General features: G+C 63.2%; 23 protein-coding genes and 1 tRNA gene. 8 read left to right on the forward strand and 16 right to left on the reverse strand.

Going from position 1 to position 24479, the window contains the following annotated elements; translation table 11 throughout:
- Nucleotides 1–99 precede the first annotated feature (99 nt).
- Nucleotides 100–3606 carry a DNA-directed RNA polymerase subunit beta gene (rpoB, locus tag J7E82_RS13020; protein ID WP_214863275.1) on the reverse strand — a complete coding sequence of 1169 codons (3507 nt, stop codon included), beginning with the start codon at nt 3604–3606 and terminating at the stop codon, nt 100–102.
- A gap of 410 nt (nt 3607–4016) precedes the next feature.
- Here rpoB and J7E82_RS13025 point away from each other — a divergent pair, with 410 nt between their 5' ends.
- Together J7E82_RS13025 and J7E82_RS13030 are read left to right on the forward strand one after the other, a co-directional pair.
- Nucleotides 4017–5228 carry an acetyl-CoA C-acetyltransferase gene (locus J7E82_RS13025; RefSeq protein ID WP_214863277.1) on the forward strand — a complete coding sequence of 404 codons (1212 nt, stop codon included), beginning with the start codon at nt 4017–4019 and terminating at the stop codon, nt 5226–5228.
- The gene (locus J7E82_RS13030) at nt 5228–5695 is read left to right on the forward strand and encodes an aminoacyl-tRNA deacylase (protein WP_214863279.1); all 468 of its coding nucleotides are present in this window, start codon (nt 5228–5230) and stop codon (nt 5693–5695) included. Before J7E82_RS13025 ends, J7E82_RS13030 begins: the two co-directional genes overlap by 1 nt.
- Before the next feature lie 117 nt (nt 5696–5812).
- Here the strand turns inward: J7E82_RS13030 and rplL are convergent, their stop codons facing one another.
- The 9 genes from rplL to J7E82_RS13075 all read right to left on the reverse strand — a co-directional run bounded on the left by rplL (nt 5813) and on the right by J7E82_RS13075 (nt 12423).
- On the reverse strand, nt 5813–6190 hold the full coding sequence (gene rplL / locus J7E82_RS13035; protein ID WP_214863281.1) for a 50S ribosomal protein L7/L12: 378 nt from the start codon (nt 6188–6190) through the stop codon (nt 5813–5815).
- Nucleotides 6191–6264: 74 nt separating this feature from the next.
- Nucleotides 6265–6873 carry a 50S ribosomal protein L10 gene (rplJ, locus tag J7E82_RS13040; RefSeq protein WP_214863283.1) on the reverse strand — a complete coding sequence of 203 codons (609 nt, stop codon included), beginning with the start codon at nt 6871–6873 and terminating at the stop codon, nt 6265–6267.
- Between the two features lie 291 nt (nt 6874–7164).
- Complete coding sequence (locus J7E82_RS13045; protein ID WP_214863285.1) at nt 7165–8298, reverse strand: GNAT family N-acetyltransferase; 1134 nt, start codon at nt 8296–8298, stop codon at nt 7165–7167.
- Entirely contained in the window at nt 8295–9389 is a 1095-nt protein-coding gene (locus J7E82_RS13050) for a GNAT family N-acetyltransferase (RefSeq protein ID WP_214863454.1), read from the reverse strand. The genes J7E82_RS13045 and J7E82_RS13050 overlap by 4 nt, the downstream gene beginning before the upstream one ends.
- Before the next feature lie 105 nt (nt 9390–9494).
- The gene (gene rplA / locus J7E82_RS13055; protein ID WP_214863291.1) at nt 9495–10202 is read right to left on the reverse strand and encodes a 50S ribosomal protein L1; all 708 of its coding nucleotides are present in this window, start codon (nt 10200–10202) and stop codon (nt 9495–9497) included.
- A gap of 220 nt (nt 10203–10422) precedes the next feature.
- Nucleotides 10423–10854 (reverse strand): 50S ribosomal protein L11, encoded by a 432-nt coding sequence (rplK, locus tag J7E82_RS13060; protein WP_214863293.1) that lies wholly within the window; start codon nt 10852–10854, stop codon nt 10423–10425.
- Between the two features lie 129 nt (nt 10855–10983).
- Nucleotides 10984–11874: a transcription termination/antitermination protein NusG gene (gene nusG, locus J7E82_RS13065; RefSeq protein ID WP_214863295.1), complete on the reverse strand. Its 891-nt coding sequence runs from the start codon at nt 11872–11874 to the stop codon at nt 10984–10986.
- 113 nt (nt 11875–11987) lie between these two features.
- Nucleotides 11988–12269 carry a preprotein translocase subunit SecE gene (gene secE, locus J7E82_RS13070; protein WP_214863297.1) on the reverse strand — a complete coding sequence of 94 codons (282 nt, stop codon included), beginning with the start codon at nt 12267–12269 and terminating at the stop codon, nt 11988–11990.
- Nucleotides 12270–12350: 81 nt separating this feature from the next.
- Nucleotides 12351–12423 (reverse strand) — tRNA-Trp (locus J7E82_RS13075).
- A 290-nt stretch (nt 12424–12713) separates the two neighbouring features.
- Here J7E82_RS13075 and J7E82_RS13080 point away from each other — a divergent pair.
- Nucleotides 12714–13943 (forward strand): pyridoxal phosphate-dependent aminotransferase, encoded by a 1230-nt coding sequence (locus tag J7E82_RS13080; protein ID WP_214863299.1) that lies wholly within the window; start codon nt 12714–12716, stop codon nt 13941–13943.
- A gap of 101 nt (nt 13944–14044) precedes the next feature.
- On the opposite strand, the gene J7E82_RS13085 is transcribed toward J7E82_RS13080, so the two are convergent.
- Nucleotides 14045–14737 carry a response regulator transcription factor gene (locus tag J7E82_RS13085; RefSeq protein WP_214863301.1) on the reverse strand — a complete coding sequence of 231 codons (693 nt, stop codon included), beginning with the start codon at nt 14735–14737 and terminating at the stop codon, nt 14045–14047.
- Nucleotides 14718–16211 carry an ATP-binding protein gene (locus tag J7E82_RS13090; protein ID WP_214863303.1) on the reverse strand — a complete coding sequence of 498 codons (1494 nt, stop codon included), beginning with the start codon at nt 16209–16211 and terminating at the stop codon, nt 14718–14720. The genes J7E82_RS13085 and J7E82_RS13090 overlap by 20 nt, the downstream gene beginning before the upstream one ends.
- A gap of 124 nt (nt 16212–16335) precedes the next feature.
- Between J7E82_RS13090 and J7E82_RS13095 the strand changes: the two genes are divergently transcribed.
- The 5 genes from J7E82_RS13095 to J7E82_RS13115 all read left to right on the forward strand — a co-directional run bounded on the left by J7E82_RS13095 (nt 16336) and on the right by J7E82_RS13115 (nt 20549).
- Complete coding sequence (locus J7E82_RS13095; RefSeq protein ID WP_214863304.1) at nt 16336–17844, forward strand: PspC domain-containing protein; 1509 nt, start codon at nt 16336–16338, stop codon at nt 17842–17844.
- 1 nt (nt 17845) lies between these two features.
- Nucleotides 17846–18187, forward strand: a complete 342-nt coding sequence (locus tag J7E82_RS20700) for a hypothetical protein (protein ID WP_251041833.1) — start codon at nt 17846–17848, stop codon at nt 18185–18187.
- A 70-nt stretch (nt 18188–18257) separates the two neighbouring features.
- Complete coding sequence (locus J7E82_RS13105) at nt 18258–18515, forward strand: PspC domain-containing protein (RefSeq protein ID WP_214863306.1); 258 nt, start codon at nt 18258–18260, stop codon at nt 18513–18515.
- A 246-nt stretch (nt 18516–18761) separates the two neighbouring features.
- Nucleotides 18762–19787 (forward strand): ATP-dependent 6-phosphofructokinase, encoded by a 1026-nt coding sequence (locus J7E82_RS13110; protein ID WP_214863308.1) that lies wholly within the window; start codon nt 18762–18764, stop codon nt 19785–19787.
- A gap of 9 nt (nt 19788–19796) precedes the next feature.
- A complete protein-coding gene (locus tag J7E82_RS13115) occupies nt 19797–20549 on the forward strand; it encodes a GNAT family N-acetyltransferase (RefSeq protein WP_214863310.1) in 753 nt (250 codons plus the stop codon).
- Between the two features lie 48 nt (nt 20550–20597).
- On the opposite strand, the gene J7E82_RS13120 is transcribed toward J7E82_RS13115, so the two are convergent.
- The 4 genes from J7E82_RS13120 to J7E82_RS13135 form a co-directional block, all read right to left on the reverse strand.
- Nucleotides 20598–22118 carry a DHA2 family efflux MFS transporter permease subunit gene (locus J7E82_RS13120; RefSeq protein ID WP_214863312.1) on the reverse strand — a complete coding sequence of 507 codons (1521 nt, stop codon included), beginning with the start codon at nt 22116–22118 and terminating at the stop codon, nt 20598–20600.
- Between the two features lie 41 nt (nt 22119–22159).
- Nucleotides 22160–22567, reverse strand: a complete 408-nt coding sequence (locus J7E82_RS13125) for an ankyrin repeat domain-containing protein (protein WP_214863314.1) — start codon at nt 22565–22567, stop codon at nt 22160–22162.
- Nucleotides 22564–23649, reverse strand: a complete 1086-nt coding sequence (locus tag J7E82_RS13130) for a folate-binding protein YgfZ (protein WP_214863321.1) — start codon at nt 23647–23649, stop codon at nt 22564–22566. The genes J7E82_RS13125 and J7E82_RS13130 overlap by 4 nt, the downstream gene beginning before the upstream one ends.
- 81 nt (nt 23650–23730) lie before the next feature.
- Nucleotides 23731–24330, reverse strand: coding sequence for an FABP family protein (locus tag J7E82_RS13135; protein WP_214863323.1), 600 nt, complete (start codon nt 24328–24330; stop codon nt 23731–23733).
- Nucleotides 24331–24479 lie beyond the last annotated feature (149 nt).

Consider the following 24479-nt stretch of genomic DNA (forward strand, 5'->3'; position numbering starts at 1 on the left):
TGTTCTCTCTTGTTCTCTAAATTCTGAAGTCTTGACGGTTACGGGAAGAGGGAGGTGATGTACGACGGCGGGTCCGCACCCGCCGTCGTACGCCGCCTGCTAGACCTCTTCTACGGAACTGGGCTCTGCACGAGACAGATCGATGCCCAGTTCTTCCGCAGCCGTGAAGACTGCGTCATCAGAGTCACGCATTTCGATCGTCGTACCGTCGGTGGAGAGGACCTCCACGTTCAGGCACAGCGACTGCATTTCCTTGATCAAGACCTTGAAGGATTCGGGAACACCCGGCTCCGGAATGTTCTCGCCCTTGACAATGGCTTCGTACACCTTGACGCGGCCATGGATGTCATCCGACTTGATCGTGAGCAGTTCCTGGAGCGTGTAGGCGGCGCCATAGGCTTCGAGCGCCCACACTTCCATTTCACCGAAGCGCTGGCCACCGAACTGTGCCTTACCACCCAGCGGCTGCTGCGTGATCATGGAGTACGGGCCGGTGGACCGGGCGTGGATCTTGTCGTCCACCAGGTGGTGGAGCTTCAGGATGTACATGTAGCCGACCGAGATCGGGTCCGGGAACGGTTCGCCGGAACGGCCGTCGAACAGACGGGTCTTTCCGGAGGAGTCGATCAGGCGGTCGCCGTCGCGGGTCACGTTGGTGGAATCCAGCAGGCCCGAGATTTCCTCTTCGCGGGCGCCGTCGAACACCGGCGTGGCAACGGTGGTCTGGCCGGTCTCACGAGGCAGGTTGGGCAGGTTCTTGACCCACTCCGGCTCGCCTTCGATCTTCCAGCCGGTCTTGGCAACCCAGCCGAGGTGGGTTTCCAGGACCTGGCCAACGTTCATACGACCCGGAACACCCAGGGGGTTCAGGACGATGTCAACAGGCGTGCCGTCCTCGAGGAACGGCATGTCCTCGACGGGCAGGATCTTGGAGATGACACCCTTGTTGCCGTGACGGCCGGCGAGCTTGTCGCCATCGGTGATCTTGCGCTTGGCAGCAACGTAGACGCGGACCAGCTGGTTCACGCCCGGCGGCAGCTCGTCGTCGTTGTCGCGGTCGAAGACGCGAACGCCGATGACCGTACCGGACTCGCCGTGGGGAACCTTCAGGGAGGTGTCACGCACTTCGCGGGACTTCTCGCCGAAGATGGCGCGCAACAGGCGCTCTTCCGGGGTCAGCTCGGTTTCACCCTTCGGGGTGACCTTTCCGACCAGGATGTCTCCTGCTTCGACCTCGGCCCCGATGTGGATGATGCCACGCTCGTCCAGGCCGGCGAGGACTTCCTCGGACACGTTGGGGATGTCACGGGTGATTTCCTCGGCACCAAGCTTGGTGTCGCGGGCATCGATCTCGTGCTCCTCGATGTGGATGGAGGAAAGGACGTCCTCTGCCACAATGCGCTGGGACAGGATGATGGCGTCCTCGAAGTTGTGGCCTTCCCATGACATGAATGCCACGAGCAGGTTCTTTCCGAGGGCAAGTTCACCCTGGTCCGTCGCCGGGCCGTCGGCGATGATGCCGCCGACTTCCAGGCGCTGGCCTTCGCTGACCAGGACGCGGTGGTTATAGCAGTTGCCCTGGTTGGAGCGGGCGAACTTGTTGATGCGGTAGTTGGTCTCGGTGCCGTCGTCGTTGAGCATGACGACGAGCTCTGCGGAAACCTCAGTGACCACACCTGCTTTCTTGGCGATGACAACGTCACCGGCGTCGACAGCTGCAGCGCGCTCCATGCCGGTACCCACGAACGGGGCCTCGGAACGGACCAGCGGCACAGCCTGGCGCTGCATGTTCGCACCCATGAGGGCGCGGTTGGCGTCATCGTGCTCGAGGAACGGAATCAGGGCCGTAGCCACGGACACCATCTGGCGCGGCGAAACGTCCATGAACTGGACGTCCTGGGCGGACACGAGGACTGGCTCGCCTCCACCACCACGCGCACGGACCAGGACGGTCTCTTCCGCGAACCTGTTGTTCTCGTCAAGCGGAGCGTTCGCCTGGGCGATGAGGACTTCGGCCTCGTCGTCGGCGGTCAGGTACTGGACGTCGTCCGAAACTACCCCATTGGACACGAGGCGGTAAGGCGTCTCGATGAAACCGAACGGGTTGATGCGGCCGTAAGAAGCCAGCGAACCGATCAGGCCAATGTTCGGGCCTTCAGGGGTTTCGATGGGGCACATGCGGCCGTAGTGCGACGGATGGACGTCACGGACTTCCATGCCGGCACGGTCACGGGACAGACCGCCGGGGCCAAGGGCCGACAGGCGGCGCTTGTGGGTGAGGCCCGACAGCGGGTTGTTCTGGTCCATGAACTGCGACAGCTGGGACGTTCCGAAGAACTCCTTGATGGCCGCCACGACAGGGCGAATGTTGATCAGCGTCTGCGGCGTGATGGCTTCGACGTCCTGCGTGGTCATGCGTTCGCGGACGACGCGCTCCATACGGGACAGGCCGGTGCGGACCTGGTTCTCGATCAGTTCGCCGACGGCGCGGATGCGGCGGTTGCCGAAGTGGTCGATGTCATCGATCTCGACGCGGAGCTCGTGGTCTTCGCCGTCGCGCTTGCCCGGGAGGGTCTTCTCACCGGCGTGCAGGGCGACGAGGAACTTGATCATCGCGACGATGTCTTCCACGTGCAGGACCGAAGCTTCCTTGTCGCCAAGGGAGCGGTCGATGCCAAGCTTGCGGTTGATCTTGTACCGGCCGACCTTAGCCAGGTCGTAGCGCTTCGGGTTGAAGTAGAGGTTGTCCAGCAGCGACTGGGCGGCCTCGACTGTGGGGGGCTCGCCCGGACGGAGCTTGCGGTAGATGTCCAGGAGGGCGTCTTCGCGGGTCTCCGTGGCGTCCTTCTCGAGCGTGGCGCGCATGGAGTCATACTGGCCGAACTCTTCGAGGATCTGGCCTTCGGTCCAGCCGAGGGCCTTCAGCAGAACGGTGACCGACTGCTTGCGCTTACGGTCAAGGCGCACGCCGACCTGGTCGCGCTTGTCGATTTCCAGCTCGAACCAGGCACCGCGGGACGGGATGATCTTCGCAGTGAAGATGTCCTTGTCGCTGGTCTTGTCGGCAGTGCGCTCGAAGTAGGCGCCCGGCGAACGGACCAGCTGGGAGACGACGACACGCTCGGTGCCGTTGACAACGAAGGTGCCCTTCTCCGTCATCAGCGGGAAGTCACCCATGAACACGGTCTGCTGCTTGATTTCACCCGTGTTGTTGTTCATGAACTCGGCCTTGACATACAGCGGCGCCGAGTAGGTGGCATCACGGTCTTTGCATTCGGCCATGGTGTACTTCGGATCAGCGAACTCCGGCTCGGAGAAGCTCAGGGACATGGTGCCCTGGAAGTCCTCGATTGGGGAGATCTCTTCGAAGATGTCAGCGAGTCCGGAGGTGGTGGCGACGCTGAGGTCGCCTTCCTCGACAGCCTTCGCAACGCGCGCCTGCCAGCGTTCATTTCCGACCAGCCAGTCGAAGCTGTCCGTCTGCAGGGCGAGGAGATTCGGAACATCAAGGGGTTCGTGAATCTTTGCGAATGAGAGCCGGCGAGTCGCACCATCGGTGCTTGCCGTGTTAGCGGTTTCGTTATTAGAGGTGCTCGAGGCGACCAAGAGGGATCCTTCCACAGACCTTCAGGCGTTTTCAGATCTCCCCCGTTTGCACCCTGCGGATTGAATCCGCAGCGTACCAATCCGGTTCCGCTATATGACCCGGGGCCTGGGCTGACCATCGCTGTGCACGTTCTAAACGGCACGTCAAATGGAGCAGCTGAGAGGCAAAGCCCACCGCTATATGAAGGCTGAAGGTTAACAGGGAAGACGCAAATATCTACGATACGGCAAACCAACCGTCCTGTCTACCCCACTTCCAGCTCGAATGCAAGGACCGTTGCCATGGGCACCTAAAACACGGAATTGTCTAGCCCGCTTTTGCGTTGAATGGGTAGGTAGTTTAGTGGATGGATAGGCGGCAGGCTGCGGGGTAGCCTTGGGCTGACCAGTCCAGGATGGGAAGAGGGACCATGAGCAACTCTATGGACAACAATGACGTTGTCATCCTCGCCGGCTCGCGTACGCCGCAGGGAAGGCTGAACGGGCAGCTGGCCGGCTTCACCGCCGTCGAACTTGGTGCCCATGCCATCAAGGCGGCACTTGCCGCCAGCGGCGTGGGCGCGGACAAGGTAGACGCCGTGATCATGGGCCAGGTGCTCCAGGCCGGTGCCGGGCAGAACCCCGCCAGGCAGAGCGCAATAGGCGCGGGCATCAGCTGGAATATCCCGTCCGTGACCATCAACAAGGTGTGCCTGTCGGGACTGACCGCCGTGATTGACGCCGCGCGGATGATCCGTAGCGGCGACGCCACCGTTGTGGTCGCCGGCGGCCAGGAATCCATGACGCGGGCGCCCCATCTCCTGCCCGGCTCGCGAAGGGGCTGGACCTACGGCTCGATCCAGGCACTGGACGTTGCGGCGCATGACGGCCTGACTGACGCCTTCGACGGACAGTCCATGGGCTTGTCGACCGAGAGCAAGAACCTGACGCTTGGGATCGACCGCCGCGGCCAGGATGAGGTGGCAGTGGCTTCGCATCGGCGGGCAGCGGCGGCTGCTGAACAGGGTGTGTTCGATGGCGAGATCGCTCCGATCACAGTTAAGCAACGCAAGGGAGACCCCGTGGTCCTCGCAACGGACGAGGGAGTCCGGCCACAGACCACCCTGGAAACCCTCGCCCCGTTGAAGGCCGCCTTCGCTACCGATGGAACCATCACCGCCGGTAACTCCTCTCCCCTGTCCGACGGCGCCGCAGCACTCGTGCTCACGTCCCGCCGTTATGCCGAGGAACAGGGCCTTGAGTACCTTGCGGTGGTGGGGCGCCCGGGCCAGGTGGCCGGTCCGGACAATTCACTGCACTCCCAGCCGTCCAATGCCATCAAGCGAGCCGTGGACCGTGCGGGCTGGAGCGTGGGGGACCTGGACTTTGTCGAGATCAACGAGGCATTCGGCTCGGTGGCAGTACAGTCCCTGAAGGAGTTGGGCTACCCGCTGGAGAAATGCAATCTTCATGGCGGAGCCATTGCGCTGGGCCATCCTATTGGCGCTTCCGGGGCTCGGCTGGCACTGCATGCCGCCCACGAACTGAAACGGCGCGGCACGGGCAGGGCCGCGGTGTCGCTGTGCGGCGGTGGCGGCCAGGGCGAGGCCCTGCTGCTCTATCGCGACGCGGAAAGCGACTGATGACGGGCAGAGACCGTTTCCTTGCCGATGCCGCGGCGCGCGGACTCCAGGTGGAACTGGTGGAGCGCGCCGCAGCGCGGAGCCTGGAAGAAGCGGCAGGCATCCTGGGAATCAGCCCTGCTGACATCGTCAAATCACTCGTGATCAAACATCGGAACGGAAGCTTCCTGTTTGCGCTCATTCCAGGCGACCGGCAGATCTCCTGGCCGAAGCTGCGGGCACTCGTGGGCGTCAATAAGCTGTCCCTGCCGTCGGCTGAAACGGCCTTCGAGGCAACGGGCTACGAGCGCGGCACCATCACCCCTTTGGGCAGCACCACTCAGTGGCCCGTGTATGCCGATGCCACTATTACTGGCCGGCGGATTTCCATGGGGGCCGGGGAACACGGCTACAGCGCCTTCGTCGACGCCGATGCCCTGACCTCGGCTCTGGGCGCGGTGCTTGCGGATATCAGCGAACCCAACTAGCTCGCAGTAGGTGTCGTTCTGAGCGCTCACAACGACAACAACTGCCAGCCAGTTGGGGTTAACAGCAGGAACCCCGCCCAAAGCCTGGACGGGGTTCCTGATTTTGAAGCAGGGTGATTACTTGAGGGTAACCGTTGCGCCAGCCTCTTCGAGCTGAGCCTTTGCCTTCTCTGCGGCTTCCTTGGTGGCGCCTTCGAGAACGGCCTTCGGTGCACCGTCAACCAGGTCCTTGGCTTCCTTGAGGCCGAGGGCGGTGATGGCGCGAACTTCCTTGATCACTGCGATCTTCTTGTCGCCAGCGGCTTCGAGGATGACGTCGAAGTCAGTCTTCTCTTCAACCTCTTCAGCAGCGCCGCCACCGGCGGGGCCGGCAACTGCAACAGCAGCAGCGGTAACTTCGAAGGTCTCTTCGAAGAGCTTGACGAACTCGGAGAGCTCGATGATGGTCAGTTCCTTGAAAGCTTCAATGAGCTCTTCGTTGCTGAGCTTCGCCATGATTGGCGTCCTTCCTTTAGGTGGTGCCGTAACGGGCTATCCCGCACCGCACCGGAGTTTGATTTGGGGAGAACTTAGTTCTCTTCGGTTGCTGCGTCGGCAGCGGCCTCAGCGGCGGGAGCCTCTGCGGCGGCAGGTGCTTCATCAGCAGCAGGCGCTTCTTCAGCGGCCGGAGCTTCGGCAGCAGCCGGGGCGCCGCCTTCTTCTTCCAGCTTGAGGCGCAAGGCGTCAATGATGCGTGCAGCGGCAGCAGCGGGAGCCTTGAGGACACCTGCCACCTTGGCGAGCTGCAGCTCACGGGACTCGAGGGCTGCCAGTGCGGCAACCTCTTCTGCGTTCAGTGCCTTGCCTTCGAAGTAACCGGTCTTGATGACCAGCTGCTTGTGGGCCTTGGCAAAGTCCGTCAGGCTCTTGGCAGCAGCAACAGCGTCACCCTTGATGAAGGCGATTGCAGTGGGGCCGGAGAGCTGGCCGTCGAATGCATCGACACCGGCTTCCTTGGCTGCAATGGCGCTCAGGGTGTTCTTGACGACCGAGTACTTGGTGTCCTGGCCGAGAGAAACACGCAGCTCCTTGAGCTGTGCAACAGAGAGCCCGCGGTATTCGGTCAGGACAGCGGCGTTCGATTCCTTGAAATCGTTGGTGATCTCAGCTACTGCTGAAACCTTGTTGGGCGTTGCCATAACCCTCCTTCCGGGGAATAAAGCCGGTCTTCCGGGTCCCCGCTCAGAGAGCTAAAACTAAAAACGCCCCGCGCAGATGCACGGGGCCTGGCTCGACACAACTATGTTGTGGAGACTTGCTTCGCTCACCTGCGCCGGCCGCCCTACGTTCAGGGGCCTTCGTCCGGGAGATCCACTGCTTCTTCCGCACACGGCTACAGAGTTGAGCTGCGCCCGAAAGAGTGGATTCCCATCAACCGACGGTCTTTGGTAGTTCAAGCTTACGGGAAGGCCGCTCCCGGAACCAAATCGTCAACCCTCCGAAGTCACTTTGCGCCCCAGGTCCGGCAGTTCCTTCCGCCAGATTCCGGTGACGCCCGCCGTCGTAAATCCCAACTGCTTATTCACCGTCAACAGGTACCGGTTCTCGGGCGCATTCCACGTATAGATCACCCGCGCGTCCGGGAACTGTTCGCTAAGCCGTTGCATGTTGGCAACCTTGATGAGGAGGCCAAGCTTGTTGCCCCTGTGTTGCTGCAGCACCAGGGTGTCATCCTGGAACACCACGTCCTGCCGCTGGGCCAGGACGCTGATGGTGGTCAGGCCCACGAGCGGGCCGCTCGCAATATGTTCGACGGCGGTAACCACCGTGCGACGGCCTTGGGCAATGGCCACTTCCTCCGTCTCCCGAAGGATGGCGCCGTCGAAGACCATTTCCTGCCCGTCGGGAGGAGCGGCGGCAGGGTCATCGGTGACGACCTCCCCCGCAGCGTTTTCCAGCGCAGCCACAGCCTCCAGCCATTCCTCGGGACACCGGTCGGTCCAGTGATGCAGGCGGTACCGTCCGGCGTTCGCCTCTTCGGCCTCGGCCTGAAGTGAAGCCACCAATTCGGAATCCAGGGGTAGCGAGCAGGAGCTGAACTGTTCAATATGCTGCAGTGTGTAGCCGGTGCGGCGTGCGAACTCGACTTCACGGCTTGCCAGCGGAACGAAGCCGAGGCCGCTGTCCGGCACCAGTTGACCGGCTTCGGCAGCGACCAGTGAAGCCGCCGGATGATTGGTGTCGATCAGGATGACCGACCTGCGTTCGCTCCTGGCCACCTGCTCTGCCGCCTCGAGTAGCTGGCGTCCCACTCCCTGGCCCTGGTATTCCGGCAGGATATCCAGGGTAAATTCCGCGAGGTCCATATTGTCCGCGAGGGGCAGCGCGATGTCGACGGTGCCAACGATGTTGCCGTCAACGCGGGCCACAAGGATCACCTGGCGTTCATACGGGTCCGCGAGTTCGAGGAGTTTTTCCAGTGGCGTGTAGGCGAGGTCGTCGCTTCCCCAGATCTGCATGCGGACCTTGCGACTGACTTCTACGGCGTCCAGGAAATCCCTGGCGTCGGGGCGATCAAGGGAATCGGGAATCCAGAGCTGGCCGATCTCCACCGTACTCGTCATTTAACCCTCTTCTGCCATTCACCGTCGTAGCCTGCGATGTGGAAGCCAAGCTTCACGTTGATCGCCAGCATATGTTCGTTTTCCTCGGCGTTGAAAGTCATGACCCTTTCGACGGCGGGAAACCCTGCCCGGAGGCGTCGCAGATTGGCCAGCTTCACCATCATCCCAAGGCTGTGTCCGCGGTGGGCCCTGGCCACAAGCGTGTCGTCCTGGTCGCCGAGCCAGGGTTTGCCTTCGTCAACATAGATCACGGTGTACGCGGCAAGCTCGCCGGATCCACGATGACGGGCCACGGCGACAAGTCCGGTCTGCCCTTCCGCCATGGCCCGGTTCTCTGTGTCGCGGACGCGGCGGGCGTCCCACGCCTCGGCTTCCACATCCAGCCCGCCGGCGGGTGAATCGGTGCTCATCTTCCCCATGAGCACGGCCATCTGGTCGATGTATTCTTCCGGGCAGCGGTTGGTCCACGTGAGGATCTCGTAGTCGGCCCTGGACCTGGCATACGCCTCGGCCTCCAACGCGTCCCAGCCCTTGGCAGACGCAAGGTCCAGGGTGCTGAACCGGCTGGTCTGCTCCAGGCTGAAGCCATTCCTTAGCGCGAAAGCGACACCAGGATCAGACCTCGGCACGCCTCCCGCACCCGTAGCCGGTTCCACCAGGTCAAGTCCTCGCCCTTCAAACCCTGCCGGATGCTCCGTGCTGGATTGCAGGACATGCCGGTCTCGCGCCCCTGCGGAAGCCTGGGCCTTCTCGAGTAGCGCTCCCCCAATGCCGCGCTCCCGATAGGGTTCGGCCACTTCCAATCGGATCCAGGCCGTATCGAGATTGTCCTGCAGGGACAGCCTGCAGAGGCCGACGCCCGCGATTTTCCCGTCGACCCTGGCGTAGAAGGCATCAAGTTCGAAGTAGGGAGTGGGGCGCCAGTCGGTAAGCCGCGATCGGGGCGTTAACGCCCGGTCGCGGTTGCCCCATTTGGCAAGGGCCATTGTGTCCAGGGCGTCGGAAACTTCACGGAATTCTGTCGCCTCGTCGCCGTCCAGGGAGCCTGGCAGGAGGAGTTCCCGGATTGCAAAGTCCTGCTCCGCAGTCATCACCCCATCAGCCTAGCGATGCGGAGTAGGGCATGGTAGGCAGCGGCATGCAAAAGGACCGCCCGGCAGTGCCGGACGGTCCTTTTAGGGAGTTGCTCCCGCTGCTTACGCCTCGGTGAGAACCTTGGTGACGTTCGGGTCAACGGTGATACCCGGGCCGAACGTGGTGGTGACGGTGGCCTTCTGGATGTAACGGCCCTTCGAAGCGGAGGGCTTCAAGCGGAGGACCTCTTCCAGGGCGGCTGCGTAGTTCTCGGCCAGCTTGTTGGCGTCGAAGGAAACCTTGCCGATGATGAAGTGCAGGTTGGAGTGCTTGTCGACGCGGAAGTCGATCTTTCCACCCTTGATGTCGTTCACAGCCTTGGTGACGTCAGGCGTCACCGTACCGGTCTTCGGGTTCGGCATCAGGTTACGCGGACCCAGGACCTTACCCAGTCGGCCAACCTTGCCCATGAGGTCAGGGGTGGCAACGGCTGCGTCGAAGTCGGTCCAGCCGCCTGCGATCTTTTCGATCAGGTCGTCGGAACCAACAAAGTCGGCACCCGCAGCGATTGCTGCTTCGGCCTTGTCGCCGGTTGCGAAGACGAGGACCCGGGCGGTCTTACCAGTGCCGTGAGGCAGGTTGACGGTGCCACGAACCATCTGGTCGGCCTTACGCGGGTCAACGCCCAGGCGGAAAGCGACCTCAACGGTTGCGTCGAACTTGGAAGGGTTGGTTTCCTTCGCCAGGCTGATGGCCTCGAACGGGGCATAGACCTTGTCTGCCTCGATCTTGGCTACGGCTGCCTCATATGCTTTGCTGCGCTTTGCCATGCTGCTTATTTCTCCTTGTGCAGTTGTGGTCTGCGGACCGCGCTGGGCCCTGCCACAGACGACGGCGGAAATCGCCGACGTCGTTATTCTTCAGTTTGTGCCGGTTATCCGGCGGTGAGGGTGTTAGCCCTTAGCCTTCGGCAGTGTCTTCTGGTCGAAGGCTTACGGTGCTTACTGCGGGCGAGTGCCTCGTTCCTCGGCCCTCACCCTCCGTGAGCCCTTAGCCTTCGACGGTGATGCCCATGGAGCGGGCAGTGCCGGCGATGATCTTGGCAGCTGCCTCGATGTCGTTGGCGTTGAGGTCTTCCATCTTGGTGGAAGCGATCTCGTTGACCTGTGCCTGGGTGAGCTTGGCGACCTTCACGGTGTGCGGGGTCGACGAGCCCTTGGCAACGCCTGCAGCCTTCTTGATGAGCTCTGCAGCCGGCGGGGTCTTGGTGATGAAGGTGAAGGAACGGTCTTCGTAAACCGTGATTTCCACCGGGATGACGTTTCCACGCTGGGCTTCCGTCGCAGCGTTGTACGCCTTGCAGAATTCCATGATGTTGACACCGTGCTGGCCAAGCGCAGGACCGATCGGCGGGGCCGGGTTGGCGGCACCTGCCTGGATCTGCAGCTTAATGAGGCCGGTGACCTTCTTCTTGGGAGCCAATGTAGGGTCCTTCTCTAAATAGCGTCCTGGGACACAGGAGCGTGCCTCAGGTTGTTGGCCGCCATGGCGAGGCGGCCGGCCGCTTCGGCACCGCTAAGCAGGCGGGCCGGAGCGAATTCTCTTGATCGATTAGATCTTGGTGACCTGGTTGAAGGCCAGGGTCACGGGGGTCTCGCGCTCGAAGATCGAAACCAGCACCACGAGGGTCTGGGACTCGGTCTTGATTTCGGAGATTGTCGCCGGGAGGGTCTCGAACGGGCCTTCCTTGACGATGACCGATTCGCCGACCTCGAAGTCCACGGCCACCGGCGCAGCCTGCTGCTTGACGGGCTTGCCCTTCTCGGCCTGCTCCTCCTCGAAAACGGGGGCGAGCATGGAGAAGACCTCATCGAGGCGAAGCGGCACGGGGTTGTGGGCGTTGCCCACGAAGCCGGTGACGCCGGGGGTGTGCCGGACGGCGCCCCAGGAGGCGTCGGTCAGATCCATGCGGACCAGGACGTAACCGGGGATGCGCACGCGGTTGATGACCTTGCGCTGCGCGTTCTTGATCTCGACGACTTCCTCCATCGGGACCTGGATTTCGAAGATGTAATCTTCCATGTCCAGGGTCTGGATGCGGGTCTCGAGGTTCGCCTTTACGCGGTTCTCGTAGCCGGCGTAGGAGTGGATGACGTACCAGTCACCCTCCTGGCGGCGCAGCTTGGCCTTGAACTCTTCCGCCGGGTCGGCAGGGGCAGCCGCTGCGGCAGCGGCGAGGACATCGCCCGGTCCTGCGTCCGAAGCAGCGTCGTCGGCAAAGTCCTCATCGGCTGAGTCTTCAGCGTCAGAGGCGTTGCCGTCCTCGTCGTCGTACGAGTCGGCGTCGTCCTCGAAGGCGCGATCGTCGTCGACGTCGTCGGCAGTTTCGGGTGCAGCAGACTCAACCTCGGACTCTTCCGCGGTGTCAGCCGCGGCGTCGGCCGTGTTTTCCGCGGCCCCAGCCAGCCCACTCTCAGTTACCTCGAGCTCCTGCTCAGACACTTGGTCTCCTGCTTCCTCATTGCCTAACATGCCTATTTAAATGGCTCAATTCCACAAGCCCCGCGATCTCTCCGGTTTCCGGGAAATCTACGCGGCTTGCGGACAGATCCGCTTTAGCGGTCCGTGGCGCCTGTACCGCCGAAGACCCAGCTGACTCCGGTACCGAAGGCCAGATCCAGCAAGGTGACGATGAGCATCATGATTGCCACGAACACCAGCACCACGAGCGTGTAGTTGATCAGTTCCTTGCGGGTCGGAGCGACAACCTTCTTGAGCTCGCCGATGACCTGGCGGACAAAAAGTGCGATACGAGCAAAGAAGCCGGTTTTGGACTTCCCGGCAGGACGGCCCTTCGAGCTGCTGGCAGCTGTTTCGGTCACCTGATCCTCACTCATCTACGCAATGTCTGTTGACCCGACTCTGATCAGAGCCATGGTTGCTGCGCTTGTCCCGGCGTTTCCGCCGGAACCGCTGCGCAGGGCAGACAGGACTCGAACCTGCAACCTGCGGTTTTGGAGACCGCTGCGCTACCAATTGCGCCACTACCCTTTGGACTGTTTGCACAGTCCCGACCGCACCCGGCCAGCCCGAAAATCATCTCATTAGAAGCGATTTGGACCAACTCGACAGGCGCAAGCCATCGTGGTGTTTTCAACACCGGTGAACCAGTCTACGCAACAACATCGTGTTAGTCGAACCGGGCCACCGGACCCTTCCGGCCGGCCATCACTGTGATGTTTCCGGCGCGGATCCCGACCAGGTCCGCTGAACAGCATAGAGTAGAACACGTCGATTGCCACCATCCAGCCCACGAGCTGCCCGCGAAGAACGGTTCCTTAATGTCTGCCGGAATATCTGACGCCCGCATTTCACAGCGAATCTCGGCCATCGCCGAGTCAGCAACCCTTGCCGTTGACGCCAAAGCGAAGGCGCTGAAGGCTGCAGGTCGTCCCGTGATTGGTTTCGGAGCCGGCGAACCGGACTTTCCCACCCCCGGCTACATTGTGGATGCCGCCATCGAAGCCGCAAGCCAGCCGAAGTACCACCGCTACTCTCCGGCCGGAGGACTCCCTGAGCTGAAGAAAGCCATCGCGGAGAAGACCTTCCGGGACTCGGGCTATAGGGCCGATCCCTCCCAGGTCCTGGTGACCAACGGGGGCAAGCAGGCTGTGTACAACACGTTCGCCACGCTGCTGGATCCGGGCGACGAGGTCATCGTGCCCACGCCGTTCTGGACCACCTACCCGGAAGCAATCCGGCTGGCTGGCGGCGTTCCCGTCGAGGTGTTCGCCGGTCCGGAGCAGGGTTACCTGGTCACCGTGGACCAGCTTGAGGCCGCCGTCACCGACCGCACCAAAATCCTCCTCTTCGTTTCGCCTTCCAACCCAACGGGCGCTGTGTACAGCCCGGAGCAGGTGGCCGAAATTGGCCAGTGGGCGGCAGCAAAGGGCCTCTGGGTGGTCACGGATGAGATCTACGAGCACCTGACCTACGACGGCGTGCCGTTCACCTCGATCGCGACCGCGGTGCCGGAACTCGGCGACAAGGTAGTCATCCTCAATGGCGTCGCCAAGACCTATGCCATGACGGGATGGCGCGTTGGCTGGATGATCGGTCCTGCCGACGTCATCAAGGCGGCCACCAACCTGCAGTCGCACGCGACGTCGAATGTTTCCAACATCCCGCAGATCGCTGCCCTTGCCGCAGTGTCCGGTCCACTGACCGCCGTCGATGAGATGAAGGTCGCGTTCGATCGCCGGCGGAAGGCGATTGTGGCAGGCCTCAACGCCATTGACGGCGTTGAATGCCCGACGCCGACTGGCGCCTTCTACGTGTACGCGGACGTCCGCGGACTGCTGGGCAAGGAATTCGAGACGGCGAACGGCCCGGTCCGCCCCGAGACCTCGGCCGAGCTGGCCTCGTTGATCCTTGACGAGGTCGAGGTGGCGATCGTGCCCGGCGAAGCCTTTGGCCCGTCCGGCTATGTGCGCCTCTCCTACGCGCTCGGCGACGACGACCTCGCCGAGGGCGTCAGGCGGCTCCAGGACTTCCTGGGCAAGGCCAAGTAGCCCCTGACCCACGTTCATCCTGACGAGCACAGTCAAACGCTCCCGCACCTTGTTGAAGGTGCGGGAGCGTTTATCGTTCGGGGCCAGGAAGTGAGGGAGGGTCAGAGGAGGCGGCGCTCCGCCGCCCATTTGGTGAGTTCATGCCGGCTTGAGAGCTGGAGTTTCCGTAGCACGGCCGAGACATGCGTTTCCACTGTCTTAATGGAGATGAAGAGCTCCTTGGCGACTTCCTTGTAGCTATACCCGCGGGCGATCAGGCGCATGACCTCGAGCTCGCGGGCCGAGAGCTTGTCGAGCTCGTCGTCGGCGATGTCTGCCGGTGCCGTGCCGAAGGCGTCCAGCACGAACCCTGCCAGGCGAGGCGAAAATACTGCGTCGCCCTCGGCCACCCGCACCACGGCAGCCGAGATTTCCTGTCCCGAGATTGTCTTGGTGACGTAGCCGCGCGCTCCAGCCCGGATCACGGCAACGACGTCCTCGGCCGCGTCCGAGACACTTAGTGCGAGGAAGCGGGTGTGGCCCAAGAGCGCTGCGCACCCGGTAATCACTTCCCGCCCGCCTCCGCCCATTCCGCCAGGCAAGTGTACGTCCAGCAGCACGACGTCGGGTCGGACCTCGGAGATGACGGCGATCGCCTGGTCGACGGTGGCTGCTTCCCCGACCACGTCGATCCGTTCGTCGAGGTCTGCCTTGAGCCCGGAGCGGAAGATGGCGTGGTCGTCCACGATCACGACCCTCACGCGACGTTCGTGGTTCGCTGGAAGCTCCGCGGTATCAGCGTTTGGGCGGTTCATGGTTTTCCTTCTGCATATTTGCTGCCGGATTTTCGTCTTCCTCGACAGGCAACCTGAGCCGGACCTCTGTGCCATCGGAACCACTGATGATGGTCGCCGAACCGCCGTGGCGCTTCATGCGGCCAATGATTGATTCACGAACGCCAAGCCGATCATCGGGCACGGATTCGGGATCGAAACCATGGCCCCGGTCCTTGACGAAGATTTCGCTGCCGGCCGGAGAGCTTTCCAGATAGACCGACACAGTCCCTCCCCCGTGCCGGGCTGCATTGAGCATCGCCTCGCGTGCCGCCTGCACCAACGCCTCGTGGCGCTCAGTCATGGCAGCTTCCCCGACGGTGACGACGTCCACTGCATGCCCGTGATTGTCCTCGACTTCCGCCGCGGCAGCCTTGATCCGGTCGGCAAGGGTTCCGGCATCCTTTCCAGGGTCGCGGTAAAGCCAGCTACGCAGTTCCCGTTCCTGCGCCCGGGCGAGCCGTATAACGTCCTGCTCGGAGCCGGCCCTGCGCTGGATGAGCGCCAGGGTTTGCAGGACCGAATCATGCAGATGCGCGGCAATTTCCGCGCGCTCGGTCTCCCTGACCCTGCCCGCCCGCTCGGTTTCGAGGTCATTCCAGAACTTGAGTCCCCAAGGCAACAGGACCAGCACCACTCCACCAAGGACCGCTACAGACGCCAACAAGGCAAGCCAGGTCTGCTCCCATGATCCTGACCCGGACACCATGACCAGCACGCCTGCCACTACCAGCGCAAGGCCAGCGGCGAGCCGGGCCCAGCCTCCGGCCTGGTCCGCCTTCGTCTTGTCCACGAGCCCCGCCCGGCGGGTTTCATCCAGCTGCATCCAGGCTATTGCGGCGCCGCTAAGGATCGCTGCTGCGGGAATCAGCGTCCCCAAGGGAACGTCGACGCCGAACTGCCGTGCAATGAGGATTCCGGCCACCAGCAGGAGCCCGAGCCCGAGCAGGATCTCCTTGCCGTACTGGATTCTTCGCCTCCGGAACCAGGCAGCTGCGGCTGGTGCAGTCGACGTCGGGAACTGCTCGCTTGTCGTCGAACCTCCGGGTGCCGGGAATCCTGGTGCCCCGAATGCTGGCGTCGTCAGTGGGGCGGCCAGGACTTGCTGATCAGCGGCCGGGACCTGCTGACCGCCGTCGAGGGTCGGCGCTGTTCCGCGAACGGGACCTGGAGGCCAGGCGGCAGGCGGGCTTGCGAGCGGAAGGCTAACTGCGGGCGCTATGGGCGAAGCAGGGCGGCGGGCATTCCGCCGCGCGTGCTCAACCGCCGTCGGCACCGTGATCCAGAGCCACGCGTAAAAGACGGCGCCCGCACCTCCGGCGAGAGTCGCCAGCACCATGCCCCAGCGTAGATACCGCACCGGCCAGCCCAAGTGATCCGCAAGTCCGGCACAAACACCGGCAATCATGCGTTCGCCGCTGCGGACCAGCGGAGGGCGGACAGGGATGGTTGTCATGCTCCAATCCAAACACGGATCAGGGTTTCCCGGACGGGATTGGGCGCACCTTCAGGGGCTATTCAGGGACCGCTCAGGGTATCCCCCAATAGAGCCGAAAGTGGAAGGCAGGCAGGATCGAAGTATGAACGCGAGCAGCATGAATCCGAATGACCCCGCAGGGACCGAAAGCGGTCCACAGGCAGAGCCTCCACGGCAGTCCAGTCCCTACAACCCGCCGCCTGTGCCGCGACAGAACTTCTTCGACTGGATCCGCAGCCACGGCACGTATCGCGGACAGGACCGCTGGATTGGCGGGGTGGCAAGCGGCATCGCCCACAGGATGGGCATCGATCCCCTCATTGTCCGTGGAATCTTCATTGTCCTCGCCCTGTTCGCCGGGATCGGGATCTTGGTCTACGGGCTGGCCTGGGCCTTCCTTCCCGAGCCGGACGGCCGCATCCACGTCCAAGAGGCCGCCACCGGCCGCTGGACCGCCGGCATGACGGGCGCCCTGATCACCACAATCATCGGGCTGCCCGGCCTTGGCCGTGGATTCTGGGGCTGGGGCCCGGACGGGGGCGGCTTCGCAGGCTTCGTATGGGCATTGTTCTGGATTGGCGCCATCGTCGCCGTCATTTATTTCCTCACGCAGCGCAACAGGAATCGGAATGGAGCGGCACGGATGAACGCACAGCAATTCGCCGGGACGCCGATGGCAGGTCCCTACCAATACGGCGGAAACCCGTACGGCCAGAACCTCTACGCGCCAACCCCTACTGATGCAGCGACCCCCTACGATGCCGACAAGACCGACGATGCAAACAAGCCGAAGGATCCAAGGCAGTCGGGTGATCCAATGCAATTCAGTGCACAACCGACGGCGCCCCTGCCCACCGGCAGCTATCCCCAGGGGCCGGGCTATCCGCAGGGGCCGGGCTATCCCTCGGGACCTATTCCGCCGCAGGGAGGTGGCTACGGAGGCGGCTTCCCTGGCGCTCCGGCACGGCCTCCCAAGCCGCGGCGCCTCGGCCCCGGAGCCGGAACTGTAGCAGTCTTCGCGGGCGCGGCACTCCTGGTCGGCGGGATCATCAAGGCCCTCGACGCCGGCAACGTCATTGAACTCGGTGCAGCCACCAACGCCGTCGTTTTCGCTAGCGGTGCAGCGGTGCTGGGGCTCGGAATCCTCTTTGCCGGCCTGCGTGGCAGGACATCCGGTTTCCTGGGCTTCCTGGCGGCCCTAGCGCTGATTATTGGCGCCATCTTCAACGTGGTTCCGAATGGCGACCGGTTCAACTTCCACAACACCGACTGGACGCCGAGCAGCATTGAGCAGGCCCGGTCCGGGCTGGACATCTCCGGTGGCAGGGGAACCGTTGACCTTCGTTCGACGGGGGCCGTTGCCCCAATGACGTCGGAGGTAGTGGTCCCGTTGGACGTCACGGCAAGCAATGTCACTGTGATCATTCCGAGCAGCATCCCGGTTGAAGTCAAGGCGGAGATGGCCTTCGGCAACCTTCACCAGGGCGGCAACAGCATGGATGGCCGGCGGAACAACGTCAGCCGGAACTACAACACAGACGCGCCCGGTTCGAAGATGGTGGTCGAAATCAACGGCGCGTTCAGCAACATCACGATTCAGGAAGGAAACTGAGATGAGCACCCAGGATCCCACTCCGGGCAGCAAGCAGCCCGAGCACTCTTACGAAGCAGAGCAATCCGACACCGCATCCTTTGAACCCGCGTCCGTTGACACTGAGGTTTCAGAACCCGAACCTACTTTCCGTGTGGGAACGATCGTCTGGGGACTGGTCGTCCTGGCCCTGGCCGTGCTGATCATCATTTCCAAGCTCGGAATCGTCGCCCTCAACGGCACCTACGTGCTAATCGGGCTCATGCTCGGGGCAGGAGCGGCGCTTGTAGTCGGCGGCCTGTTGTCCATGAGGAACAAGGGAAATTCCGGCTCCGGCAGCGGCAACACAGCCATCGGGAAGTAGCCGACACCACGTGGATTCGATAAGTGACGAATCATGTGACAAATCACTGATAACAAGGAAGTCTGTAGGCATGGAAAAGTTCTTCAGCATCATACGGGGCCTCGGCCTGAAGCGCGGGCCGCAGCGTTGGCTCGGAGGCGTTTGCGGCGGAATTGCGGCCAAGCTCAATGTGGATGTGGCGTACGTACGCATAGCCTTCCTCCTGTTTTGCCTGCTCCCCGGGCCCGCGTTCGTGGTGTACATCGCAGCATGGTTGATTCTGCCGGACCAGGAGAGCTCGATCGCCCTGGAGTCGTTCCTCAACAGGAGGGCCGGCAACAGGCCCTGAGTCAATAGGCTGCAAACGGCCCACCCGCATATCGGACGAATGCAAATGCCAGAACAGGATGTCCCTGCCCCAGCGGCAGGGACATCCTTCGTTAAGGCCAGCCTCTTTGTTTCCGGGTAATTGCGTCCCCCTCACAGGCCCTCGAGGTAATCGTTTGTGTCGTACCCCACATCGCTGCTTACAATCGTGGGGAGCTCAGTGTGGCGCTCTGCCCGTGTACCTCCAAGCCAGGATTAGAGCGCAAACATGAAAATTGGAATTCTCACCAGCGGTGGCGACTGCCCCGGACTTAACGCCGTTATACGCGGTGCGGTCCTGAAGGGAATCGCCATTCACGGGCAGGAATTCGTCGGCTTCCGGGATGGATGGCGCGGCGTAGTCGAAGGCGACATCATCGACATCCCCCGCACCATGGTCAGGGGCATCGCCAAGCAAGGCGGCACCATCCTGGGCACTTCCCGAACCAATCCGTTCGAGAACGGCGGCGGACCGGACGTCATCAAGAGCCACATGGAGCGGCTCGGAATCGACGCCATAATCGCAATTGGCGGCGAGGGAACCCTCGCGGCCGCCAAACGCCTCACCGACGCGGGCCTCAAGATTGTCGGCGTTCCCAAGACCGTGGACAACGATCTCGACGCTACCGACTACACCTTCGGCTTCGATACAGCCGTGCAGATTGCCACCGAAGCAATCGACCGCCTTCGCACTACCGGCGAATCCCACCACCGCTGCATGATCGCGGAAGTCATGGGCCGCCACGTCGGCTGGATCGCACTGCATGCCGGCATGGCCGCCGGCGCCCATGCGATCCTGATTCCCGAGCAGCGCGTCAGCATCGACCAGATCACCGAGTGGGTTCAGGAAGCCCATGATCGTGGCCGCGCACCCCTCGTGGTGGTGGCCGAGGGATTCGTGCCGGCCCACATGGAGTCCCCCCACTCGGAGCGGGGCCTGGACACCTTCGGTCGCCCGCGTCTTGGCGGAATCGCCGACCAGCTCGCTCCCGAAATCGAAGCCAGGACCGGCATCGAAACACGTGCCACGATCCTCGGGCACATCCAGCGCGGCGGCGTGCCGTCAGCCTTCGACCGCGTCCTGGCCACCCGCCTGGGCATGGCAGCAATCGATTCGGTTGTCGAAGGCCGCTGGGGCACCATGGTTTCCCTCAATGGCACGGACATTGACCACGTCGGCTTCGAGGCGGCACTTGGAAAGCTCAAGACGGTCCCCCAGCATCGCTACGACGAAGCGGCAGTACTGTTCGGCTAGGCTGAAACCATGACCTTGGAGCCCACGTCCGCTGACATCATTCAGCTGGCGTGGGCTCGTCATTTGGGGCTCGACGATAGTTCCTTTCGCTCGGCTGCAGCCGAAATTGCCCGAACTGGTATCGGACCCTCCGACAGCAGCTTTCGGATCACCAAGGCGGACGATTCCCTGCGGTCGGTGACGTTTGTCCGCCTCTTTGGAACCTCCGCCCTGGTAGGTCCACAGTGGGCGCTCGATGCCGCCGTCGGAATCCCGGACGAAGAACTCGCCCAGCACGTGACCCTGCTGACGCTGACGCGAGGCCACGGCGGGCATGGCCTGGGTTCTGCGGCCCTTTTCTTCGCGGACGAGCTGCCGTTCGTGCAGCCATCTGAGGAGCTGACTGTCTCCCAAGGCAGCCTGGAGGCCGATGAGCTGGAAGCCCTTTGCCCTCCCGACGACGTCCACGAGGCCGGGCTGTCCGGGTTGGAGCATCGCTTTACCATCATGCATTCCCAGGACAACGGACCGGCTCTTCCCGTGGCCTGCAGCGGGTACGCCGAATGGGAAGGCATCCTGGCACACCTCGGTGTCCTGGTGGCTCCGGAATGGCGCCGCCTCGGCCTGGGCGGGCTGGCGGCTTCCATTGCGGCCCACGAAGCCCTGGCCTCGGGACTGACCCTGCAATGGCGCACGGACGTCAGCAACAAAGGGGCTCTTGCGACGGCTCGGAGCCTAGGGTTCGTGACCGGCGGCATCGAGGCGCGGGTACTGCTGCCCTAGGAGATCCTAAGGGAGCCTGGGCGGACGCCTGCCCTGGCGGGCGCCTCTCTATCTGTTGGGCTGCTTGAGCGTGTCGGCTGCCCTTGAAGGTGCGGTCGCCCAAGCCTCAACGGCCTTGGGTTTGGCGAACAGCAGCGCTGCCGCGATTCCCAGGAGTATCACTGCCGCCGGCAACAGAACCGACTGACCCATGGCGCTGGAAAAGCCCGCATGCAATTGCTCGGGCAATGCTCCCGCCAGCCCGGCGTCCCCGAAAGCGGCACCCGTCCCGGCCAGGGCCGGCAGTTCCGCGGCGAGGCGTGCCTGGATGAGGGCGGCAACAGCGGCGGATCCCAGCACGGCGCCGACCTGCCGAGTGGTGTTGAACACTCCCGACCCTGCCCCGGCCTGGCGTGGCGGCAGGTTCCGGACCGTCGCGTTGGAGACCGGACCCCAAATGAAGCCGTTGGCGATGCCCTGGAGGGCGCTCGGCAGCAGGAACATCCAGATGGGAGTGGCCGGAGTAAGCAGGGATGAGCTCCACAACAGGGCGACGGCGAGGATGGCCAGGCCCGACGCTGCGAACCAGCGAGGGTTGATGTGGTCGATCAGCTTCCCGACCAGCGGCGCCAAGGCTCCCGAGAGGACCGCCATGGGAATCATGAGCAGGGCTGACTGCGTCGGCGTCAATCCCCGGACCAGCTGGTAGTAGAAGATCATGGGCAGCGGGAAGGCAGTCACTGTGAAGCCAACTGTGGTGATCGCAGTATTCCCGAGCGAGAAGTTGCGGTCCTTGAACAAGCCAAGCGGGAGCAGGGGCTCTCCGCCTCGCCGCTCGAGCTGCCACTGCCAGGCAACGAACAAAGCCAGGATCACAAGCCCGGCGCCAATTAGCGTCCAGACCGTGACAGGTCCGGCCACCGTGCCCCAGGAGTAGCTTTGGCCCTCCTGGATGCCGAAAACGAGGAAGAACATCCCGACAGCGGAGAGCAGGACGCCAAGGATGTCGAAGGTATGGGTGTGTGTCTCCAGCCGGGGAACCCAACGCAACACCAGGACAAAGGCGAGGACGCCGATGGGGACGTTGACGAAGAAGATCCACTCCCAGCCGAGGCCATCTACGAGGAGGCCGCCGAGGATCGGGCCAATGAGGACGGCGGCGCCGGCGGTGGCGCCCCAGAGTCCCATGGCGGCGCCGCGCCGGTCCGGCGGAAAGATTCGGGTGATCACGGCCATGGTCTGGGGCGTCATCATGGCCGCCCCGAGGCCCTGGACAACGCGGGCAGCGATGAGCATGCCCACGGTCCCGGAGAGGCCGCACCACAACGAGGCCAGGGTGAAAACCACCAGCCCTATGAGGTACAGCTTCTTCGGACCGAACCGGTCACCAAGCCGCCCGGTTATCAGCAGGGGCACGGCGTAGGCGAGCAGATAGGCGCTGGTCACCCAGATGACGGCGTTGATGTCCGTCTCAAGGCCTTCCATGATTCGCGGGTTCGCCACGGAAACGATTGTCGTGTCGATCAGGATCATGAAGAACCCGATCACCAACGACCAGAGTGCGGGCCACGGTCTGGCTACCTGTTCCACGGAGCTCCTCCTACGGCCGGGCTTGCGGTGGGTTGGCCGGATTAACCCAGGAGCTCCTGAATCTCGGAGCGGGCGAACATGTTCGCCGCCTCACGGGCGGTGGGCCTGCCGGCGTCGGGATCTGCCCCGGCATCCAGCAGTACGCGCGCGACGTCCGTAAAGCCCTTGAAGACCGCCCCCGCGAGGGGCGTCTGTCCGCGGTCATTGGCCGCGTTGGCGTCGGCCCCGTGATGCAGCAGCAGCTGCACGGTCTCAGCATGGCCGTGGTAAGCGGCGAGCATCAGCAGTGAGTCTCCGGACGAGTTGGTCATGGTGGCGGGCGCCCCCGCATCGAGGTAGCTCCTCAGGAGGGCTGTGTCGCCGTCCCTGGCCGCGTCGAAGAGCGTGTGGGCCAGGGCCAGAATTTCCTCATCGACTCCCGTGGATTCCGGGCCTGCTGCGTCGCTCATCTGTGGGGTCCCTTCAGGAATCCGGACTGGCGTCCGACCACCTGTCCGGCGTCGGGCGCAACGATTACTTCCTGGGCGGCCGGATAGGGCTCCGCGCCGTCCATGACCGTCAGCACTTCCTCCGGGGCCACTGAGCGTTTGATGACAGCCAGCCCGACAGGCCCCATCTCGAAGTGCTGGGCCACAGAGGTCAGCGTACCCACCCTGCGCTCTCCGGCAAATACGTCACTCCCGGCGGCGGGCAGGGTGTGCTGCGAACCATCAAGCTGGAGGAACACGAGCCTCCGCGGAGGATGGCCGAGGTTGTGGACGCGGGCGATGGTCTCCTGGCCCTTGTAGCAGCCCTTTGAGAGGTGCACTGCGGTGCGGAGCAGGTCGAGCTCATGCGGAATGGTCTTGTCGTCTGTTTCTGCACCAAGGCGCGGACGCCACGCGGCGATGCGGAGTGCCTCGGCGGCCATGCTGCCCGCCAGGGCCCGTCCTTCGACTGCTGCTTCAAGTTCCTGGGCGGGGATGAGGTATTCAAACCAGGGCCTGTCCAGCCCCGGATGGGTCCCTTCCTCAATCGCACTGTAGGAGTAGCCGCCCGGGGCAATATGCGGCCAGGGATCTTCCCAGACGAGCTTTCCAGCCCACTCCGGAACAGCCTTCGTTGATCCCAGGACGGCCCAGTCGGCAGAGACGTCATTGATCTCCACCCGAAGCATGAACTTCATCTTGTTCAGCCACTCGGCCAACGGGGCGGCTTCGTCCGACTCTACGATCAGCCAGGTCGTGTCGCCGTCGTCCACCACCCGGGCATCGAATTCGATGCGGCCCTGGATGGTAAGCAGGAGCAGCTCGCTGGAGGCGCCCGGCTGCAGGTTCGCCACCTGCTGGGAGGAAAGCGTGTTGAGCCAGCTGAGCCGGTCCGGGCCGCTCACCGTCACCATTCCGCGGTGGGAGAGGTCGACGACGGCGGTCCCGGCCGCCAGGGCGCGCTGCTCGCGCAGTGGCTCGCCGTAGTGGGCCGCGACGCCGGCGTCCAGGCCGCTGGCTTCGACGGCGCCAGGGCGCGACAACAGTAGGCTCTTGATAGTCATATGTAGTAGAAGTCCTTGATGGCTGGCGATATTCCGGCTTTTCGAAAGCGTTTGCGGAATGCCGGCCGGAGCGAACGGCTCCTAGCTGAGCCTGTTGAGTATTGCCGAAGCATGGGCTTGCAGCGACTTGCCTCCGGCTGCGACGTCCCAGCGCCAGAGCAGGTTGCCTTCCACCAGGCCGTAGATCCGGGTGGCAGCCGTGTATTCCTTGGAATGGCTGCCGCGCATCACCATGTCCGTACTCAAGCTGATCTGCGGGCCCTTAATCTGGCCGTAGTAGAGCTCCGAGATACCGCCGGGGTGGGAAATGGACACGGAAATGTCGAACCCGCCGTCCTTGTTCCTGCGCGCCTCGACGTCGTCGGCGCTTTTCAGCACGGGGACGATATCCGCGGGAACCAGGCCTGGACCGCCGTCGGCCTCCAGCAGTTCCCGCTCAAGGGCCCAAAAACCAATCTCCACGGTGAGGGGGCGCAGCTTTGTGCCGTCCTCGTCGCTGAGCCAGCTTTCGGCCCGGTATTGCAGGTACGGCAGGCCGTTGTGGGTGAAGGAAACATGCTGGATGAAGTGTTCGGAATCCTCTTCGCCGCTGCCCAGCCGTCCACGGCCCTCCCACTCACCAATGAGCCAGGAAAGAGGGACGAGTTCGGGGGTCAGGTCGGTTGGAATCTCTATAGGCACGGCAACAACCTCGAACGAAGCGCTGTGTTCAGTGGGCTATTTCTGGCCTTTGAACAGCCGGTAGACAACGAATCCGGCAAACCATGCCATGGCCAGGCCGGCAATGCCGAGCAGAACAAGGAAGAAAATTTCAAATGCAAGTACGGACA

The sequence above is a fragment of the Arthrobacter sp. ISL-30 genome (assembly GCF_018613855.1).
Taxonomy (GTDB): Bacteria; Actinomycetota; Actinomycetes; order Actinomycetales; family Micrococcaceae; genus Arthrobacter.

What these genes read in the sequence shown, in the direction of transcription:
- rplL (WP_214863281.1), bottom strand. Translation starts at nt 6,190, where the DNA reads ATGGCGAAGCTCAGCAACGAAGAGCTCATTGAAGCTTTCAAGGAACTG.
- J7E82_RS13085 (WP_214863301.1), bottom strand. Translation starts at nt 14,737, where the DNA reads ATGAACCGCCCAAACGCTGATACCGCGGAGCTTCCAGCGAACCACGAA.
- J7E82_RS13050 (WP_214863454.1), bottom strand. Translation starts at nt 9,389, where the DNA reads ATGACTGCGGAGCAGGACTTTGCAATCCGGGAACTCCTCCTGCCAGGC.
- J7E82_RS13105 (WP_214863306.1), top strand. Translation starts at nt 18,258, where the DNA reads ATGGAAAAGTTCTTCAGCATCATACGGGGCCTCGGCCTGAAGCGCGGG.
- J7E82_RS13130 (WP_214863321.1), bottom strand. Translation starts at nt 23,649, where the DNA reads ATGACTATCAAGAGCCTACTGTTGTCGCGCCCTGGCGCCGTCGAAGCC.
- J7E82_RS13045 (WP_214863285.1), bottom strand. Translation starts at nt 8,298, where the DNA reads ATGACGAGTACGGTGGAGATCGGCCAGCTCTGGATTCCCGATTCCCTT.
- J7E82_RS13095 (WP_214863304.1), top strand. Translation starts at nt 16,336, where the DNA reads ATGAACGCGAGCAGCATGAATCCGAATGACCCCGCAGGGACCGAAAGC.
- rplA (WP_214863291.1), bottom strand. Translation starts at nt 10,202, where the DNA reads ATGGCAAAGCGCAGCAAAGCATATGAGGCAGCCGTAGCCAAGATCGAG.
- rplJ (WP_214863283.1), bottom strand. Translation starts at nt 6,873, where the DNA reads ATGGCAACGCCCAACAAGGTTTCAGCAGTAGCTGAGATCACCAACGAT.
- J7E82_RS13030 (WP_214863279.1), top strand. Translation starts at nt 5,228, where the DNA reads ATGACGGGCAGAGACCGTTTCCTTGCCGATGCCGCGGCGCGCGGACTC.
- J7E82_RS13025 (WP_214863277.1), top strand. Translation starts at nt 4,017, where the DNA reads ATGAGCAACTCTATGGACAACAATGACGTTGTCATCCTCGCCGGCTCG.
- J7E82_RS13080 (WP_214863299.1), top strand. Translation starts at nt 12,714, where the DNA reads ATGTCTGCCGGAATATCTGACGCCCGCATTTCACAGCGAATCTCGGCC.
- secE (WP_214863297.1), bottom strand. Translation starts at nt 12,269, where the DNA reads ATGAGTGAGGATCAGGTGACCGAAACAGCTGCCAGCAGCTCGAAGGGC.
- J7E82_RS13125 (WP_214863314.1), bottom strand. Translation starts at nt 22,567, where the DNA reads ATGAGCGACGCAGCAGGCCCGGAATCCACGGGAGTCGATGAGGAAATT.
- J7E82_RS13090 (WP_214863303.1), bottom strand. Translation starts at nt 16,211, where the DNA reads ATGACAACCATCCCTGTCCGCCCTCCGCTGGTCCGCAGCGGCGAACGC.
- J7E82_RS13110 (WP_214863308.1), top strand. Translation starts at nt 18,762, where the DNA reads ATGAAAATTGGAATTCTCACCAGCGGTGGCGACTGCCCCGGACTTAAC.
- J7E82_RS13115 (WP_214863310.1), top strand. Translation starts at nt 19,797, where the DNA reads ATGACCTTGGAGCCCACGTCCGCTGACATCATTCAGCTGGCGTGGGCT.
- J7E82_RS20700 (WP_251041833.1), top strand. Translation starts at nt 17,846, where the DNA reads ATGAGCACCCAGGATCCCACTCCGGGCAGCAAGCAGCCCGAGCACTCT.